General features: G+C 68.2%; 17 protein-coding genes. 7 read left to right on the top strand and 10 right to left on the bottom strand.

Features of this window, described 5'->3' with window-relative positions:
- Positions 1 to 36 precede the first annotated feature (36 nt).
- A complete protein-coding gene (locus tag DBV10_RS18000; RefSeq protein WP_124514969.1) occupies positions 37 to 972 on the top strand; it encodes a succinylglutamate desuccinylase/aspartoacylase family protein in 936 nt (311 codons plus the stop codon).
- A gap of 36 nt (positions 973 to 1008) precedes the next feature.
- Here DBV10_RS18000 and DBV10_RS17995 read toward each other — a convergent pair whose 3' ends face one another.
- Positions 1009 to 1548, bottom strand: coding sequence for a DUF924 family protein (locus DBV10_RS17995; protein ID WP_124514968.1), 540 nt, complete (start codon positions 1546 to 1548; stop codon positions 1009 to 1011).
- Between the two features lie 32 nt (positions 1549 to 1580).
- Complete coding sequence (locus DBV10_RS17990; RefSeq protein ID WP_255424855.1) at positions 1581 to 2522, bottom strand: DMT family transporter; 942 nt, start codon at positions 2520 to 2522, stop codon at positions 1581 to 1583.
- Between the two features lie 266 nt (positions 2523 to 2788).
- Here DBV10_RS17990 and DBV10_RS17985 point away from each other — a divergent pair, with 266 nt between their 5' ends.
- Entirely contained in the window at positions 2789 to 3379 is a 591-nt protein-coding gene (locus DBV10_RS17985; protein WP_124514967.1) for an NAD(P)H-dependent oxidoreductase, read from the top strand.
- Between the two features lie 29 nt (positions 3380 to 3408).
- Here DBV10_RS17985 and DBV10_RS17980 read toward each other — a convergent pair whose 3' ends face one another.
- Entirely contained in the window at positions 3409 to 4359 is a 951-nt protein-coding gene (locus DBV10_RS17980) for a nitronate monooxygenase family protein (protein WP_124514966.1), read from the bottom strand.
- 70 nt (positions 4360 to 4429) lie between these two features.
- A complete protein-coding gene (locus tag DBV10_RS17975) occupies positions 4430 to 5239 on the bottom strand; it encodes a pseudouridine synthase (RefSeq protein WP_124514965.1) in 810 nt (269 codons plus the stop codon).
- 112 nt (positions 5240 to 5351) lie between these two features.
- Between DBV10_RS17975 and DBV10_RS17970 the strand changes: the two genes are divergently transcribed.
- The gene (locus tag DBV10_RS17970; protein ID WP_124514964.1) at positions 5352 to 6269 is read left to right on the top strand and encodes a DHH family phosphoesterase; all 918 of its coding nucleotides are present in this window, start codon (positions 5352 to 5354) and stop codon (positions 6267 to 6269) included.
- 86 nt (positions 6270 to 6355) lie between these two features.
- On the opposite strand, the gene DBV10_RS17965 is transcribed toward DBV10_RS17970, so the two are convergent.
- From DBV10_RS17965 to DBV10_RS17950, 4 genes are all read right to left on the bottom strand, one after another.
- The gene (locus DBV10_RS17965; RefSeq protein WP_124514963.1) at positions 6356 to 7573 is read right to left on the bottom strand and encodes a DUF1501 domain-containing protein; all 1218 of its coding nucleotides are present in this window, start codon (positions 7571 to 7573) and stop codon (positions 6356 to 6358) included.
- 10 nt (positions 7574 to 7583) lie between these two features.
- The gene (locus tag DBV10_RS17960; protein ID WP_124514962.1) at positions 7584 to 9197 is read right to left on the bottom strand and encodes a DUF1800 domain-containing protein; all 1614 of its coding nucleotides are present in this window, start codon (positions 9195 to 9197) and stop codon (positions 7584 to 7586) included.
- 158 nt (positions 9198 to 9355) lie between these two features.
- On the bottom strand, positions 9356 to 10630 hold the full coding sequence (locus DBV10_RS17955) for an MFS transporter (protein WP_124514961.1): 1275 nt from the start codon (positions 10628 to 10630) through the stop codon (positions 9356 to 9358).
- Positions 10631 to 10896: 266 nt separating this feature from the next.
- A complete protein-coding gene (locus tag DBV10_RS17950; RefSeq protein ID WP_124514960.1) occupies positions 10897 to 11343 on the bottom strand; it encodes a thermonuclease family protein in 447 nt (148 codons plus the stop codon).
- 499 nt (positions 11344 to 11842) lie between these two features.
- On the opposite strand from DBV10_RS17950, the gene DBV10_RS17945 reads away from it, so the two are divergent.
- The gene (locus DBV10_RS17945; protein ID WP_199740169.1) at positions 11843 to 12493 is read left to right on the top strand and encodes a DUF2242 domain-containing protein; all 651 of its coding nucleotides are present in this window, start codon (positions 11843 to 11845) and stop codon (positions 12491 to 12493) included.
- A 68-nt stretch (positions 12494 to 12561) separates the two neighbouring features.
- On the opposite strand, the gene DBV10_RS17940 is transcribed toward DBV10_RS17945, so the two are convergent.
- On the bottom strand, positions 12562 to 13107 hold the full coding sequence (locus DBV10_RS17940) for an alpha/beta hydrolase (RefSeq protein ID WP_124514959.1): 546 nt from the start codon (positions 13105 to 13107) through the stop codon (positions 12562 to 12564).
- 139 nt (positions 13108 to 13246) lie between these two features.
- Between DBV10_RS17940 and DBV10_RS17935 the strand changes: the two genes are divergently transcribed.
- The gene (locus DBV10_RS17935) at positions 13247 to 13684 is read left to right on the top strand and encodes an Lrp/AsnC family transcriptional regulator (RefSeq protein ID WP_124514958.1); all 438 of its coding nucleotides are present in this window, start codon (positions 13247 to 13249) and stop codon (positions 13682 to 13684) included.
- Positions 13685 to 13765: 81 nt separating this feature from the next.
- Here the strand turns inward: DBV10_RS17935 and DBV10_RS17930 are convergent, their stop codons facing one another.
- Positions 13766 to 14308, bottom strand: a complete 543-nt coding sequence (locus tag DBV10_RS17930; RefSeq protein ID WP_124514957.1) for a dihydrofolate reductase family protein — start codon at positions 14306 to 14308, stop codon at positions 13766 to 13768.
- 261 nt (positions 14309 to 14569) lie between these two features.
- Here DBV10_RS17930 and DBV10_RS17925 point away from each other — a divergent pair, with 261 nt between their 5' ends.
- Both DBV10_RS17925 and DBV10_RS17920 read left to right on the top strand, forming a co-directional pair.
- Positions 14570 to 16120 carry an acyl-CoA synthetase gene (locus DBV10_RS17925; RefSeq protein ID WP_124514956.1) on the top strand — a complete coding sequence of 517 codons (1551 nt, stop codon included), beginning with the start codon at positions 14570 to 14572 and terminating at the stop codon, positions 16118 to 16120.
- Between the two features lie 73 nt (positions 16121 to 16193).
- The gene (locus DBV10_RS17920) at positions 16194 to 17333 is read left to right on the top strand and encodes a MaoC family dehydratase N-terminal domain-containing protein (RefSeq protein ID WP_124514955.1); all 1140 of its coding nucleotides are present in this window, start codon (positions 16194 to 16196) and stop codon (positions 17331 to 17333) included.
- Positions 17334 to 17335 lie beyond the last annotated feature (2 nt).

The raw sequence follows: 17335 nt of genomic DNA, 5'->3' as shown, positions 1-17335 counted from the left end.
GCAGACAATGATGTGTTGTCTTATCAATTGCCCCCCATGTCCCAGAACCCCCCCGTTTTTGAAGTCCTCCCCCGCGATCTCTCGGCCTACCGCCAGGGCAATGTGGGCATCGACTACGTGCACCGCTTCGAGTCCGGCAAGCCGGGGCCCCATGTGCTTATCAATGCCCTGACCCATGGCAACGAGATCTGCGGCATGGTGGCCGCCACGCACCTGCTCGACACCGGCGTGCGCCCCCTGATTGGCACCTTGACCATCAGCTTTGCCAACGTAGCTGCCTACGAGTCGTTTGACGCGAGCCGCCCGTTTGAAAGCCGCCAGCTGGTGCACAACCTCAACCGCGTGTGGTCGGCCGCCGAGCTGGAGGGCACCACCGACAGCCCTGAGCTGCAACGTGCCCGCGTGTTGCGCCCGGTGGTGGCTGCAGCCGATCACATTCTGGACATCCACTCCACCAGCCAGGATGTGCAGCCCTTCTGGGTCTACCCCGCCTACCCGCGCAACGCAGAGGTGGCCTTGGCGCTGGGGCGTCCCCCCGTGCACCTGGTGATGCCCAGCGGGCTGGGCTCGGGCACGCCCCTCATCCAGCATGGACGCCACGGCCAGGCCGATGGCACGGGTGTGGCTCTGGTGGTGGAGTGTGGGCAGCATTTCCTGCAATCGGCGGCCGATGTGGCCACGGCGGTGGCGCAGGATTTTCTGGCGCACTTTGGCCTGATCGCACCCGCCGCCGACCGGCCCGCGCCGGTGGCACAGCGCCGCTACGAGCTGCTGGAAACCTGCATGGTGCGCACGGCGGATTTCCGCTTCACGCGGCCCGTGCAGGGCTTCGAGGTGTTTGCCCAGGGCGAACTCATCGCCACCGATGGCCCGCACGAGATCCGTGCATTGTGTGACGACTGCACCGTGCTCATGCCCACGCGCGAGCCCATCGTCGGCCGCGAGGCCGTGTACCTGACCCGGCCTCTTTGACAAAGCACCCGGGCGGTAGCGCCCGGGGCGTCCACTTCAGAACGACGAACCGGGCTGCTGCAAAAACGCCAGCTCCTCGGGCGTGGACACGCGCCCCAGCACCGCGTTGCGGTGCGGGTAGCGCCCAAAGCGCGCAACGATGTCACGGTGGCGCACCTCAAACTGCAGGTTGTTCTGAAGCCCCGGCTGGTCAAACAGCACCAGGGCCTGCGCGTGGATGGCGGCCGACTCGCTGTGCATGTAGGGCATGTAGGCAAAGGCGCGCTGCACGGGGGCCAGCGCCGCGTCATGCCCCCCGGCTACCAGCTCCTGGGCCAGCGCCAGGGCTTGCGCATCCTGTGCAAACGCCAGGGGCGAGCCGCGGTGCAGGTTGCGCGAGAACTGGTCCAGCACCAGGATCTCGGCCAGGCGCCCCTGCGGTGTGGCGCGCCAGCCCCACAGCTCGCACTGCTGCGCGGCCTGCCAGGTGGCGCCAAACCGCGTGCGTATGGTGGCGTCCAGGGCGTCGTCTTGCGCAAAGTGCTGCGCAGGCGTGAGTTCGTCGAACCAGAAGTGCAGGATGTCGTGGGCTTGCATGGGCATGTGGATGGAGGGGCGGGAAGGGTCGGTCAGGGCGGCACCACGGCCTGCGTGCGCTCCTGGCGCACCAGGTACAGGCCGCTGCCGATGATGATGGCACCCCCGAGCAGGGTGCTGTAACCCGGCACGGTCTGCCACAGCACCCAGTCCAGGCCCATGCCCCAGGCCAGGGCTGTGTATTCAAACGGGGCCACCACCGACGCCTGCCCATGGCGGAACGCCTCGGTGATGGCGAGCTGGCCCGCAAACCCGGTCACGGCCAGCCCGGCCACCAGCGGCCAGTGCGCCTGCGCCACGCCCACCCACTGCGGCCAGGCCAGCGTGCCCGCGCCCAGCGCCAGCAGGGTGGTGGTCCAGAAGACCAGGCTGGCGCTCGAATCGGTGCGCGTGAGCAGCCGGCCCGTGATGGCCGAGACCGCGTAGCAGCCGGCCGCCGCCAGCACCGCCAGCGCCCCGAGGGTGAAGAACGCCTCCTGGTTGGGGCGCAGCGCCACCAGCACGCCCACCATGCCCAGCGCAATCGCCACCCAGTGGGCGGCGCGCACGCGTTCGCGCAGCACCACGGTGGACAGCGCCGTGATCAGCAGCGGTGCAATGAAGAACAGCGTGTAGGCCTCGGCCAGTGCCAGCTCGCGGATGGCAAATGCAAACAGCGAGAGCATGGCCACGTTGAGCCCGCCCCGCAGCAGGTGCAGCGGCCAGCGCACCTGGAGCAACCGGGGCACCTCGCCGCGCCACAGCGCATACAGGGCCACCAGCGGCAGCGCGGCCCAGCCCCGCAGCGCGGCGACCTGCATGGCGGGGTAGTGGGCCGTGAGGGTCTTGAGCAGCGCATCCATCAGCGAAAAGAAGCCCACGGCCGCCACCATGGCCACGATGCCGCGCAGGCTGCCGGACGAGGGCGTGTGCGCCGCCGAGGATGGCGCAGGGTGCACCGGGAGCGCCTGGGCCTGGGCGTCGGGGTCAGACATGGGCGAGCCCTCTCTCTGCGCAGGCTGTGGTCAGCGGGGGGCAGTTGGCGGCGCAGGGGGCTGGCGCCGCACGCAAAAAATGGAGAGGCCGGTGCATGGGGAGTTCCCCCGCGCAGAGTGGTGCGCAGGGCGTGTGCAAGAGGGCCAAAAAGTGTAGCGCACCGAGCCAGCGGATGGCTGCAGTGGGGGTGGGTTGGTGGGGGCGTGCTCAATGGCCGCAAGAGGCGTAGAGTCTGTGGATTGATCTGCTTCAGGAGATCGCCACCATGGGCCCCCGCCGCATCGTGCTGATACAGGGCCACCCCGACGCCCAGGCGCCCCACCTGTGCCACGCGCTGGCCCAGGCCTATGCGCAGGGCGCTACCGCCGCGGGGCACGCGGTGCGGCAGATTGATGTCGCCACCATCGACTTCGCGCTGCTGCGCAGCCAGCACGAGTGGGAGCTGGGCCTGCTGCCCGCCGTGCTCAAGCCCGCGCAGGCCGACATCGGCTGGGCACAGCACATCGTGCTGTTTTTTCCGCTGTGGCTGGGCGACATGCCGGCCTTGCTCAAGGGCTTTCTGGAGCAGGTGGCGCGGCCCGGCTTTGCGTTCAACACCGAAGACAGCAACCCCTTCGGCCGCAAGGGCCTCACCGGCCGCAGCGCGCGCGTGGTGGTCACCATGGGCATGCCGGCACTGGTGTACCGCTGGTACTTCCGCGCGCACAGCGTGAAATCGCTGGAGCGCAATATCCTGGGCTTTGTGGGCATCGCCCCGGTGCACGAAACCCTGGTGGGCCATGTGGAGCAACTGGGCGATGCGGGCGTGGCGAAGTGGACGGCACGCATGCGGGCGCTGGGCGCCAAGGCCGCATAGGCGCCTGCACAGGCAGGCCGCCAGGGCCGTCAACCGAACGTGCGTGCTGCCGCCAGGGTGCCCATGCGCTGGCTGATGGCAAAGAATTCGGCCACGGTGTCGTCAATGATCTGCTGGGCGGTTTTGACGGAGTCGATGAGCCCGGCGGTTTGCCCCGCCAGTGCAGGGGCTGCCTCCATGTCGCCGTCAAAGTACACATGCTGGATGCCCGCAAAGCTGTCGGCGGGCATGAGCCCGGCCTCGTGGATGGCCCGGGTGCGCTGGGATTTGAGCGCACGGATGCAGGGACTGGCTTTGGTGTTGAGCATCCAGGTGCCTGTCACGCCCGCATCGACGATGGCGTTCTTGTAGTTGGCATGCACCGGGCTTTCGGCGCAGCTCACAAAACGCGTGCCCATTTGCACCGCCTCGGCCCCCAGCGCAAAGGCCGCTGCCATGCCGCGCCCGTCGCAGATGCCGCCTGCGGCCACCAGCGGTACATCTACCTGCGCGCGGATGGCCTGAAGCAGCACCAGGGTGGAGACCTCTTCGGGGTTCTTGAAGCCGCCGCCTTCGCCGCCTTCGACCACCAGGCCGTCGATGCCCGCGTCCACGCACTTGAGCGCGGCATCCACCGTGGGCACGGCGTGGTACACGGTGATGCCCGCATCCTTGAGCGGCGCAATGAACTTGGCCGGGCTGCCCGCCGAGGTGGTCACAAACTTCACGCCCGATGCGCACACAAAGCGCAGCATGGCGTCGTCCTTCAAAAAGCGGATGGGCAGGTTCACACCAAACGGCAGGCCGAGCGCGCTCATCTTCGTGATCTCGGCCTGGCAGTTGGCGGTCTCGCCGGAGGACGTCTCGATGATGCCCAGCCCGCCCGCGCGGGATACCGCCGAGGCCAGCGGCGTGCGCGCGATCCAGCCCATGGGCGCCTGGAGGATGGGGTAGCGCGCGCCGGTGTGGGCCAGGACGCGGTTGGTGGCGGGTGGGGTCATGAACGGGGTCTCCTGATTTTCTTGGAGTGCCCATTATTTCGACGGTGGTGTGGCTGCCGTGTCGCCCGCGTTACGGTGTTGGCGGCGTCTCTGCAGACTCTTCCCATGGCAAGTGTTCAAACAGGCGCTGCCAGTCGGCGCTGGGGATGGCGCTGAGGCTGAGGTTGGCATCCTCTGCCGTGTTGTGCCCAGGCCCCCAGCCCGCAGGCCTCGGCCATGGCAGCCCGCTGTCGAAGGTCATGGCCAGCCCCGACACCGGGTGCGGCACCGTCAGCTGCCACGCATGCAGCCACAGCCTTTGTTGCCCCAGCCGCTCGGCCCACCAGCGGTTGAGGGGGCCTTTGCCGTGCGTGGCGTCGCCGATGATGGGGTGGGCCAGGTGCTTGAGGTGGCGGCGGATCTGGTGGCGCCGCCCGGTGGTGGGGAGGGCCTCGACCAGCGAGGCACGCGTGGTGGCAAAGCGCGCATCGCTGGCCTCGGGCAGCGCGAGCTGCGCCAGGCGGCGAAAGCGGGTGTGGGCGTCCTGCACGGCCGCATCGGCCGGGGCATCGTCGGGCTTCAGGGCGTGGTCCACCTCGATGGCCCCGGGTGCCCAGCCGCGCACCATCGCCAGGTAGCGCTTGTGCGTGGCGCCCTGCTCAAAGGCCTGCGACAGCGCGCGCGCCGCGTCGCTGTGCAGCGCCATCACCAGCACGCCGCAGGTGCCCTTGTCGAGCCGGTGCACGGGGAACACATGCTGGCCCAGCTGGTCGCGCAGGGTCTGCATCACAAACCGTGTTTCGCCCGCGTCCAGCCCCGTGCGGTGCACCAGCCAGCCGGCGGGCTTGTAGACGGCCACCAGGTGCTCGTCGCGCCAGAGGATGTGCAGGGGTGGGGGCATGGAAAATCCAGTGAGCGCCGGTGCGTGCGTGCAGCGGTTGCCGGGGCGGGTGGGGAAGGCGCGGATTGTGCCGCACGCTGCCCCCGCGCGCGCCGGCGACAATTGGGGGGTCATGACGAAGAAAACCATACTCCCCCTGCAACTGCTGGTTGCCCCCGACAAGAACGACCCCGCGCCGCTGATCCTGTACCACGGGCGCAACTGCCCCGATGGCTTTGGCGCCGCGCTGGCTGCCTGGCTGTACTACGGCGACAGCGCCGAGTACCGGGGGCTGGACCATGGCGATGTGCTCTCGGTGGACGACCTGCCGCCCGTGGCAGGCCGCAGCGTGTACATCCTCGATTTTTCCTTCTCCGCCGAGATCCTGCGGGCCATCGACGAGCGCGCCGCCAAGCTGGTGATGCTGGACCACCACAAGAGCGCGGCCGAAAAGCTCACCGGCTTTGCCTGCCGCTGCGGCGTGGTGCACTTCGACATGAGCAAGTCGGGGGCGCGCCTGGCCTGGGAGTTCTTCCACCCCCACACGCCCATCCCGGCGCTGCTGCAGTATGTGGAAGACCGCGACATCTGGAAGTGGGAGTTTGAAGAAAGCGCGCGGTTCCTGTCGGCGCTCGACATGGAGGTGCAGGACTTCGCGCGCTGGAGCGAGATTGCCGCCTTCGCACCCGAGCAGCTGGCGCAGTTCATGGCGCGCGGTGCGGCCATGGACGAGAAGTACAAGAAGCTCTGCACCGACATCGCCGAGGGCGCGCAGCCGCTGGTGTTCAACGGCATCGCGGGCCTGATGGTGAATGCGCCTGGCATGTTCCACAGCCTGGTGGGCGACATGCTCTCGGCCAAGACCGGCACTTTTGCGCTGATGTGGAGTGCGGGCGCCAAGGGCGTGAAGGTGGGGCTGCGCGCACAGCGCAATTTTGACTGCATCGCGCTGGCCGAAAGCATGGGCGGCGGCGGGCATGCCCAGGCTTGTGGCTTCAAGATGACGGTCGAGCGCCTGCCGGAGTTGCTCACGGGGACGTTCAACGCTTGATGCCCAGGCCGGGTTTGGGTAGAAATGCTTGCAGCGCTTGACGGATAAGCGCTAATTGCTATTGAAAATATAGCTTTTGCGCGTGGCTACACCAGCCGCAGGTCCACGCCCTTCGTCCCCGGAAACACCCGCGCCACGGCGGCCGCGTTCAGCCCATACATGCGCCCGAACAGCCCGCCCAGCACGGCGCGGTAGTCGTTGAGCACGGGGTAGTCGCGGTTCTGGAACAGCGTGGTGGCCGAGAGCGCCTGCTGCTCGCCCGCGATGCGGCCACCGCCCACACCGCCGCCCAGCACCCAGAACACGGTGCCGTGGCCGTGGTCGGTGCCCCTGTTGCCGTTTTCGCGGAAGGTGCGGCCGAACTCGCTGACCACCACGACCACGGTGGACTTCCAGGCCGGGCCCATCTCGTCGGCAAAGCCTGCCAGGCCCCGGCCCAGTTCTTCAAAGCGGTTGGCCAGCGCGCCCGTGGCCGCGCCTTGCCCCACATGGGTGTCCCAGCCGCCCACGTCCACAAAGCCGATTTGGTAGCGCGCCTGCATCAGCCGCGCCATGCGCCGGGCCGTGCCTTCAAAGCCCTTGGTGCTCAGCGCGTTGCGGCTGGCGGCCTCCATCTCGCCCTGCATGGTGCGGGCGACCTCTTCGCGTGTGGCAAAACCTTCGGCCACGGGCGTGGCCAGCGGGGTGCCCTGGTACATGGACTCGATGAGCTGGGCTTGCCGCGCATCCACGCCGCTGCGGCCCGCCGCCGCGCTCAGCAGGGTGTTGGGCACATCCACCGCGCCGCGCAGCACCAGGGGCAGGGTGCTGGTAAAGGCCATGGGCTGCAGCGCGGCCGCAGCCGGGGTGTTGCCGGTGCGCGGGTTCAGCTCGGCCACCAGCCGGTTCAGAAAGCCCGAGCGGTAGTCGCGCCGCCCGCCCACGGGCTGGCCCAGCTCCATGCTGTCCTGCGTGTCGAAGTGGCTGCGCGAGAGGTCGTCGGTGCCCGCAAACGGCACAAAGGCCAGCTGGCGCTGCTGGTACAGCGGCAGCATCGAGTCGGCCAGCGCGGGGTGCAGGCCCCAGTCGGGCGTGAGCGGCAGCGCGCCGCCGTCCTGCCCGGGGCGGGCGATGGCGATGTTGGGTCGTGTTTCGTAGTAATAGCTGCTGGCCGTGGGCACAAGCAGGCTGGCGCAGTCATAGCCACCGCGCAAAAACACGAGCAGAAAACGCACGTCCTGCGCGCCGGGGGCGGCCATCGCGCTGGCGCTGTTAACACCCAGCGCGCTGGCGGCCAGGGCGTGGAGAAAGTGTCTGCGTTGCATCGTGATTTCCTCAGCCGTGCATGAATTCCGGTGATGCGAGGAACAGCAGGTTCCACTCACGCGGCGTTGCCGCCTGGGCCAGTGCATTGCGCGTGGCGGCCGACCAGGTGGGCTGCAGGGCCTGCACATAGGTGCTGTGTGCCAGCGGCGGAGGCGTGCGCTGTGACAGGGGCTGATCGGCTCTGGAGCCTTCGCGCGGAGCAGGAACGGGGGCTGAGGCGGCCCCCGCCCCGATGGCCCGGGCTATCTCGAAGCGCGTGGCCATCTGCCCCGATCCCGCCCACGCGGCTGCGTCCAGCGGGTAGCCGTCGGGCGTGGCGCGGCCATACAGGGGCTCGGCCAGGCGCTGCAACCAGCCCAGTGCGGGCTCGGCGCCGGGCAGCACGGCGTCGCCATGCGCCAGGCGCAGGCTGGCCAGCACATAGTGCACCGGGTCGCGAAAACGCTGGCCCAGGGATGCGCGAAATTCCGGTGCATTGAACAGTGCCTCCAGCACGGCGGCGATGTCGCCATCGCTGCGCTCAAAAGTGCTGGCCAGCATCTGCAGCAACGCAGGCGGCGGCTGGTCGCCCACCAGAAAGAGCGCGATCTTGCGCGCGATGAAGCGCGCGGTGGCGGGCGCCCGCGCCAGCCGGTCCAGCGCTTCGTCCACCTCGGCCAGGCCTTCGGCACGCAGGGGCTGGCCCAGCAGCGTCTTGGGCTCCCAGTCATGCCGCTGGGGGTTGAACTCGAACAGGCCGTCGCGCACATAGTGGCGGCGCAGCGCGGGTTGCATGCGCGGGGGGCCGTCGCCCTGCGGGCGCAGCGACACGCCCACGCCGGTCAGCACGCGCGCCAGCTCCTGCACGTCCTGCTGGCTGTAGCCGCCGTCCACGCCCAGCGTGTGCAGCTCCATCAGCTCGCGCGCGTAGTTTTCGTTGATGCGGCCCACTGCGTTGCGTGCGTTGTCCAGGTAGTGGAGCATGGCCGGGTGGCGCACCGTGGCGCCCAGCAGGTCGCGGAAGCGGCCCAGTGCGTGGGGGCGCACGGCGTGCTCTTCGTAGTCGCCCACCAAGGCCCGCAGGCCGCCCTTGCCCGCAAACACGCTGAAGTGGTTCATCCAGAACCAGGTCATCTTTTCGTGCAGCTGGGCGGGTGAATACAGCGCGCGCAGCACGCAGCGCTCGGCGGCCTCTTGCTGCAGGGCGCGCATGTCCTGCTGCCAGGCCTTGAGCGCGGCCTTGCGCCCGTCTTCGGTGGGCTGGGCCTTGGCGGCCTGGTGCTGGGCTTCCATCCGCGCGGCCAGCTCGGGCAAGGGCGTGCGGGTGATGGCCATGGCGTCAATCTGTGCCTGGGCCGCGCGCGGCAGCGTGGCGGGCGGGGGGCGCAGCTGGGCGGCCAGGTAGGCCGCAGCCCCCTGCGGTGGCAGTGCCAGCGCGCCCTGCGCGGTGCAGCCCCAGGTCACGCGGTCCAGCAGGCGGGCCAGGGTGGGCGCGTCGGCGGTGTTCCAGGTGGCAGCACCTGCCGGGGCCGCGGCCTGTGCCATGCCGAGGGGGCCCGTGGCCGCTGCGCCCACAGCGCTCAGAAAACCCGCGAGCATGGTGCGGCGGCGCAAGTGGCAAGGGGGTGGGGCAAAGGGTGTCATGGGGCGTGTGTGGTGCCGACAGTGGTGCGCATGGTGCGCCGCCCCATTGCGCCACGCAAGCCTGCTCGGCGGGTTTTACCTGCGCGACACAAACGCGCCGGAGGATGTGTCGATGGGTATCTTTGTGCGCGCAGCCTGCCCCGGGGCTGCGCGGCCGATCAGCCCCGGGCCTGCGCGGCTTCTTCGAAGCGGTCCACGCTGCGCAGGCTCTTGAAGGCCAGCATCCAGCCGCCCACCACGCCCAGCGTGCACAGCCCGCCCACCACGGCGGCGGGCACCACGCCCAGCCACGACGCGCTGGTGCCGGCGCGGAACTCGCCCAGTTCGTTGGACGAGCCGATGAACAGCATGTTCACCGCGTTCACGCGCCCGCGCATGGTGTCGGGGGTGGAGAACTGCACCAGCGCACCCCGGATGTACACGCTCACCATGTCGGCCGCGCCGGCCACCATCAGCGCCGCGAACGACAGCCAGAACCAGTGGGAGAGCGCAAACACCAGGTTGGCCATGCCAAACACCGCTACGGCGATGAACATGGTGCGCCCCACATGGCGGTTGAAGGGGCGCATGCTCAGGTACAGCCCGGCGCCCACCTCGCCCACGGCCATGGCGCTGCGCAGCGCGCCCAGGCCAGCGGGGCCCACGTGCAGCACCTCCTGCGCATAGATGGGCAGCAGGGCCACCACGCCGCCCAGCAGCACGGCAAACAGGTCCAGCGAGATGGTGCCCAGGATGATGGGCCGCGAGCGGATGAACGCAATGCCCGCGCCAAAGCGCTCGAACATCGTGCCCTGCGTGGGGCCGGGCGCCGTGGCGTGGGCCACCACCACGCGCAAGAGCAGGATCACCCCCAGCACAAAACATGTGCAGCACAGGGCGTAGGTCAGCTCGCCGCCGCCCAGCGCATACAGCAGCCCGCCCAGCAGCGGCCCGCCGATGCTGGCCACGCGCATGAGCATGCTGTTGGCGGCAATCGCCTGCGCAAGCTGGCCGCGCGGCACGATCTGCGGCAGCAGGCTCTGCATGGCCGGGCCCGAGAACGCCCGCGAGCAGCCATACAGCACCAACACGGCGTAGATGCCCGCCACGCCGCTGGCCCCGTGGCCCGACAGCCACCACAGCAGGGCGCTGCACAGCCCGCCCACCGACCAGCTGATGGCCAGGATGCGCCTGCGGTCGAACCGGTCGATCAGGTCGCCCGCCGGCAGCAGCAGGCACAGCATGGGCAAAAACTGCGCCAGGCCCACGCAGGCCAGCGCCAGCGGCTCGCGCGTGAGGTCATACACCTGCCAGGCCACCACCACGGCCTGCACCTGGGTGGCCACCACGGCCACCACGCGGGCGATCAGAAAGGAGACAAAACCGGAATGGCGATAGACGCTGCGGGCCGATTCGGCATCGGGCGCGGCCTGGGAGGGATGGGGGGCGGTCATGACAACGGGGATGGGGTGGCGCGGGGCACTGGGGGTGGCCGGGCCAGGGGAAAGACCCCACGATGCTAACGGTGATGCCGCCCGCGCGCTGGCGGCGTCGGTAAAGACCCGCAGAAATCGCCCGCCAGGTTTTGCGATGGTCTGCCGGTCGGGGAAAAGAGACGCGGGTTTCCCGGCCCCGGCGCCGCGGAGTGGGAGCCGTTGATGGATTCACTGCTCACCAGGAGTGCATGAGTCGTCCGCCCTCTCAAAAAAAGCGCCAGCCGTCAGCGCTGGTTGCGCTGGCTGCGCCGGTGCCGGTAGTCCCAGGGCGCGAGCGGCCGCGGCTGTGACCACAGGCCCGTGCCATGGCTGCGCGCCTGCTGCTGCAGCGGTGCGAGGTGTGGGTGGCCCGTGGCATACGGCGTGTACACCCAGGCCAGACCGGCGCGCACCTGGGCCGTGGCCACATCGGTGCCGCCACAGCGCACATTGGCCACGGTGCGGCCATAGCTGTCCTCGTCCACCGGCTGTAGCGTGGCGCGCTGCTTGAAGCACAGCCGCGCCAGGTTTTGCCGCGACTTCTGGCCATAGGCCTGGCGCGACTCGGGCGCGTCGATGGCCGCGATGCGCACCTTGACCTGCTGGTAGGCGCCGGGCGTGCCGCAGCGGGCGGTGAGGGTGTCGCCGTCGCTGATGGCGACGACCAGGCAGAGCAAGGAGGCGAGGGGCACGGGGGCGGCGGGATGGAGTGGGGCGGTGGCGCGGTGCCTGGAGGGTGCCCATGGAGAGCAGGGCTTTTTGTTCATCCAGCGCTGGATGGGTGCGCGCCAGTAGCTATCAATAGTGTAGCTTCTTCGATCAGTTGCGTAAGGGTTGTTGGACCCATCGGGCACCATGAAAAGATTATGAACAGGCTCTTGCACCGTCGTGCCTGTTTTTTGTGCGCTCCGGCGAACGCCAGCACTGGCGCGGGTTGCGCCGCTTGTCCCAGGGCTTATCCACAGCTTGCTGCACATGCGGTGGGCATAACTTGCCGGGGGGCGGGTGTGCAACTGGCGGGCCCGGAAGCCATTCGACGCACGGAATCGATTTTTCTCTCCGATGGGCGTGTACGCTGGTGCCTTGGGGCTGGCGGGTGGACCCGCAGGACGCGATTCTTAGAATCACGGAACCGCGCGCGGCGCACGCCGTCAGAGCACCCAGGCCCGCAGCGTTGAGAGAAATGACGACATGACCCAGACAGACAAAAAGCAGGCCCCCCTGGCGGACCCTGCGTGGACCGCCACCGGGCCCTCCCTGGCCGCCCTCCCGGCCGCCACCCTTGCCCCCTGGCGCATTGCGGCGCGCAGGGCGGGCGTAGCCGTGCTGGGCAGCGCAGCCTTGCTGCTGGTCGGGTGTGTGGGCAACAGCGTCAGGACCTTTGCCGTGCAGGAGAACTTTGGCTCGGTGGCCACCTACTCGCGCCTGTTCGACGCCACGCCCGTCCAGGCCTGCGAGGCATCGCGCCGCGCGCTGCTGAGCCAGGGCTATGTCATCTCGTCCAGTGCCACCGATCTGGTGGAAGGCAAGAAGAGCTTCCAGCCCGAACCCGAGTCGCACCTGCAGATGGTGGTGCGCGTGGTGTGTGTGCCCGAGGCCAGCGACGGCAAGGTGAGCCTGGGGTTTGTGACCGCCACCCAGGACACCTACGCGCTGCGCAAGACCAACAACTCGGCCAGCCTGGGCGTGGGGGCGATTGGTTCGGTGTCGCTGCCGTTCTCGTCCACCAGCGAGTCGCTGGTCAAGGTGGGCAGCGAAACCATCTCGAAAGACACGTTCTACGAAAACTTCTTCGACCTGGTCAAACGCTACCTCGTGATCGACCAGGCGCTGGCCGACTGACCCGCTGACTGAGCCGCCGGTGGGCAGGCCCGCGCGGCGCGGCCAGGCAGGCCGCACCGTTTTGCCTTCTACGCCGCGCGCCAGCGCTGCACCCAGGCCCATCCCTCGGACCAGTCGCCCAGGCCGCTGTCGGCATTGAGGTGCCCCAGCGGCCCCAGGGCCCAGGCCTCGGCCCCCCAGGCGGCTGCGCATTGCGCCGAAAAGATGGGCGTGGAATACGGGTCGTTGGCGCTGCTCACCAGCAGGGTGCGGCGGGCAGGCTGGCCCGGCAGGGCAAGGGCGGCGGGCACGGGCGCAAAGCCCTGGGCATCGGCCGGGAAGCGGCTGCCCCGCGGGTCGGGCACGGCCACCAGCACCAGTCCATGCACGGCACGCGCCGAGCGGGCCGCCCAGTGCGCCACGGCCAGGCAGCCCAGGCTGTGGGCTACCAGCACGGGTGGTGTGCTCGCGCGGGCGATGGCGGCGTCCAGTGCGGCCACCCACGCATCGCACACGGGGTGGTCCCAGTCGGCTTGCTCCACGCGCGCCACGCCCGCATGCTGGTTTTGCCACAATGACTGCCAGTGCAGCGGGCCCGAGTTGTGGATGCCGGGGATGAGCAGAACAGGTCGCATCGTCAAGATTCCTGGGGGTTAAAGCGCAGTGCCATCACTGCCTGCCCACGATAAGCAACCTGCTTCGTTGCGGCCAGGGCCACCCATCGAAAAGCGCACGCCCAAACCTTGAAGTCATCGCCAAAGCAAAGGATGCCCCGTGGAACTGGACAAGAAAGACCGGCAGATCCTCATGGCACTGCAGCACGATGCGCGGCAAAGCCTGTCGGCGCTGGGCAAGCAGATCGGCCTGTCGCAGCCCGCGATGAGCGAGCGCGTGAAGAAGCTCGAAGACGCGGGCGTGATTGCGGGCTACGCGGCCCGCATCGACCTGGCCGCCGTGGGCCTGGGCCTGCAGGCCGTGGTGCGGGTGCGCACCACCCATGAACATATCCAGCGCTACGTGTCGCTGTTCCAGTCCATGCCCGAGGTGCTGGACGCCGTGCGCGTGACCGGCGAAGACTGTTTTGTGGTGCGCTGCGCCTTCGGCCAGCCCGCCGATCTGGAGCGCGTGGTGGATGCGCTGGCCGCGCACGGGAGCGTGTCCACGTCGCTGGTGCTCTCGCACCCGGTGAACAAGGTAGTGCCCTTGGTGTGAGGGGCGTTTGAACTGAAATGGCTTGAAGCGCTTGATGGATAAGCGCTTTACGCGATTTAAAAAATAGCGATTGCCTACCGCTCAGGGTTTTGGCACCGTGTAGCGCAGCTCCGCAAAAATGCCGCCCAAGGGAGTCACGGACTGCAGGCGCAGCGCTGGTTGCGTGATCCGGCGCGGCAGCAATGGCATGCCAGCACCCAGCGTGACCGGCGCAATCTGCACGATCAGCTCGTCCAACAGGCCTGCGTCGTGGAACTGCCCCACCAGGTCGCCCCCGCCCACGATCCACACATTGCGCCCCGCCGCCGCCTGCACCATGGCCTGGTGCACGGGCCGCACATCGCCTTGCACAAAGCGCACGTCGGCACCCGGAAGGCTGCGCAGCGTGCGCGAGCTGAATACCCAGACGGGTTGCGCGTACGGCCAGGGCTGGCCCATGTCGATGGTGTGTTTCAGCATCCATTCGCAGGTGTGCGAGCCCATGGCCAGCGCGCCCACATCGCGGATGAAAGCCGGGTAGCTCGTGCCCTCGATTTCCCCAAACTGCAGCAGCCAGCCCAGGTCGTGGTCGGGCGTGGCGATGAAGCCATCCAGGCTGGCCGCGCCGTAGAACTGTGTGGTCACGCGTTTTCCTCGGTGTCTGTGGTGGACCCGCACTGTAGTGCGCGCTGGTGACAGCGTACTGGCAGCAAGGGCGGGCCTGGCAGGCGCGGCGCAAGGCGTTGGAATCCCTCCAGTGAGCCAGTCCACGCGGGCACGCGAGTAGCACTGTGGATGGGTTTTTGTGTTTTCTAGAAATTGTATTCAGACAATTAGTAGTCGTATTTGACAATTAAAGTCGAAAAATTGAGACTGCATGCACCGCCACACAGAGCCCATGCAGCCATGAAACGCCTGACCGAATACACCCGTTACGCCGATGCCCAGACCCACTTCGCGCCCGAGCGTCTGTGGGATCTTTTTGATGGAGACCGCGCGTCGTTCAACATCGCCCATGAGTGCGTGGACCGCCATGCCGGGGCAGGCCGCGACGCAGTGATCGTCTGCCGCGCCGATGGCGTGGACGAGACCATCACCTTCGACGAACTCTCGCGGGACTCCGCCCGCTTTGCGCACTTCCTGGAAGCCAAGGGTGTGCAGCGCGGCGACCGCGTGGCGATCATGCTGGAGCCCTCGCGGGCCTTCTACACGGCCATGTTCGGCGTGATCAAGCGGGGCGCGATTGCTGTGCCACTGTTCACCCTGTTCGGGCCCGATGGCGTGCGCCTGAGGGTGGGTGACTGCAAGCCGAGTCTGCTTGTCACCAATGAAGAAAAGCGCGAAGTGGTGGCGGGTCTCGCCACCACGCCGTTCGAGGTGTTTGACGAAGCCCTGTGGCGCCAACTGCAGGCGCTTCCGTCCACCTACGCCGTCAGTTCGCAGCCCGAGGACCTTGCGGTTTTTCAGTACACGTCGGGCACCACCCGCGAGCTGCCCGAGGCCGTCAAGCACACCCACAAGGCCCTGGTCACGCTGATGGTGGCCGCGCTGTACGGCACGGGCCTGCGCCCCGGCGACCGCTTCATGTGCCCGTCGTCGCCCGCCTGGGGGCATGGCCTGTGGCATGGCACGCTGGCGCCACTGGCGCTGGGCCTGACGATTGGCAGCTACAGCGGCCGCTTCAACGCCGAACGGCTGCTGCAGGCGCTGTCGGCCCACCGGTTCACCAACATGTCGGCCGCTGCCACGCACTACCGCATGATGAAGAACTGCGGCAAGGCGGGTGACTACCGCTACCACTTCACCAAGCTGTCGTTCACCGGCGAACCCATCGACGACGACACGGCCGACTTTGTGCACGAGCGCTTTGGCCTCCCGGTGTGCAGCATGTATGGCACCACCGAGATCGGCGTGGTGCTGGTGAGCTACCCGGGGGCGAACGACTTCCCCGTGAAGCGCGGCTCGCTCGGCAAGGCCGTGCCCGGCACCCGGGTCGAGGTGCATGACGCCAACGGCAACATCTGTCCGCCCGGCACCACGGGGCAGCTCATGGTGCTGAGGCGCGGCCAGTGGATTCCCACCAAGGACCTGGGCCGCACCGATGAAGACGGCTACTTCTTCCACGGGGGCCGCGCCGACGACGTGATCATTTCCGCCGGCTGGACCATGAGTGCCGTGGAGATCGAGAACGTGATCCTCATGCACGAAGACGTGCTCGAAGCCGCCGTGATCGGTGTGCCCGATGAACTGCGGGGCCAGGTCGTCAAGGCCTTCATCGTGTCCGGCCGCGAGCGCAGCGATGGCTTCGTCGAAGAGGTGCAGCACCTCGTCAAGACCAAGCTCAGCCAGCACGAATACCCGCGCCACATCGCCTTCGTGGCCGAGCTGCCAAAAACCCCCGCCGGCAAGGTGCACCGCAAGGTGCTGCGCGAGCGGGAGGCCGTGGCCTGCGCCTGACCCCTTTCTCTTCCCCTCGGTTTTTGCTTCCCCCTCTCTCGATTCCCTCATCCACCACAAAGGAGACTTCACCATGTCCAGCACCCCGCAGCGCAGCTTTCCCAAAATCACCGACAGCGGCCTCGACGAGCTGCGCGAGCGCATCGGCGTCAAGATCGGCCAGACCGCCGAGCCCTGGTGCCACGAGGCCACACGCGACAACATCCGCCACTACGCCCACGGCATCGGTGACGACAACCCGCTGTGGTGCGACCCCGACTACGCGGCCAAGAGCCACTATGGCGGCATCGTCGCCCTGCCCAGCTTTTTGTTTGCCACCAGCCGCATCGTGTCGGGCTATGTGGGCGGCCTGCCGGGTGTGCACGCCATGTGGTCGGGCGCGGACTGGACCTGGCACAAGCCCATCCGCCGCAACGACGTGATCTCCACCGAGGCCTCGCTCAAGGACCTGATCGAGCACCAGACGCGTTTTGCCGGCCGCGCCATCCAGCAGATCTACCACGTGGACTTCTTCAACCAGGAGGGCGACAAGGTGGCCGAGGCCGACAGCTGGTGCTTCCGCACCGAACGCGACCATGCGCGGGAGCAGGGCAGCAAGTACCAGAACGTGCGCGAACGCGGCCCGCGCCAGTACACCGACGAAGAGCTGGGCGAGGCCTACAAGCTCTACCGCGACGAGGAAGTGCGCGGTGCCACACCCCGCTACTGGGAGGACGTGAACGTGGGCGATGCGCTGCCCACCATGTTCAAGGGCCCGATGACCGTGACGGGCTTCATCGCCTACGCCCAGGGCTGGGGCGGCCTGTACATCCGCGCCAACAAGCTGGCCTGGAAGCTGATTGACGCGCACCCGGGCGTGGGCATCAAGAACCGTTTTGGTATCCCTGACGTGCCAGAGCGTGTGCACTGGGAGGAAGATTTTGCGCTGGAAGTGGGTGCCCCCGGCGCCTATGACTATGGGCCAGAGCGCACCTCGTGGCTCACGCACCACCTCACCAACTGGATGGGCGACACGGGCTTTTTGCACAAGGCCAGCTGCAAGATCCGCCGCCACAACCCCGAGGGCGACATGCTGTTCATCAAGGGCAAGGTCACGCGCAAGTTCGTGGAGAACGGCAAACACCTGGTCGAGATCGAGCAGGAGGCGCACAACCAGGACGGCGAGCTGTCGGTGCTCGGCGGTGGCGTGGTGGTGCTGCCCAGCCGCGGGTGAGC

It is taken from the genome of Acidovorax sp. FJL06 (assembly GCF_003852545.1).
GTDB lineage: Bacteria > Pseudomonadota > Gammaproteobacteria > Burkholderiales > Burkholderiaceae_C > Acidovorax.
This window is presented reverse-complemented; position numbering and strand designations above follow the sequence as displayed.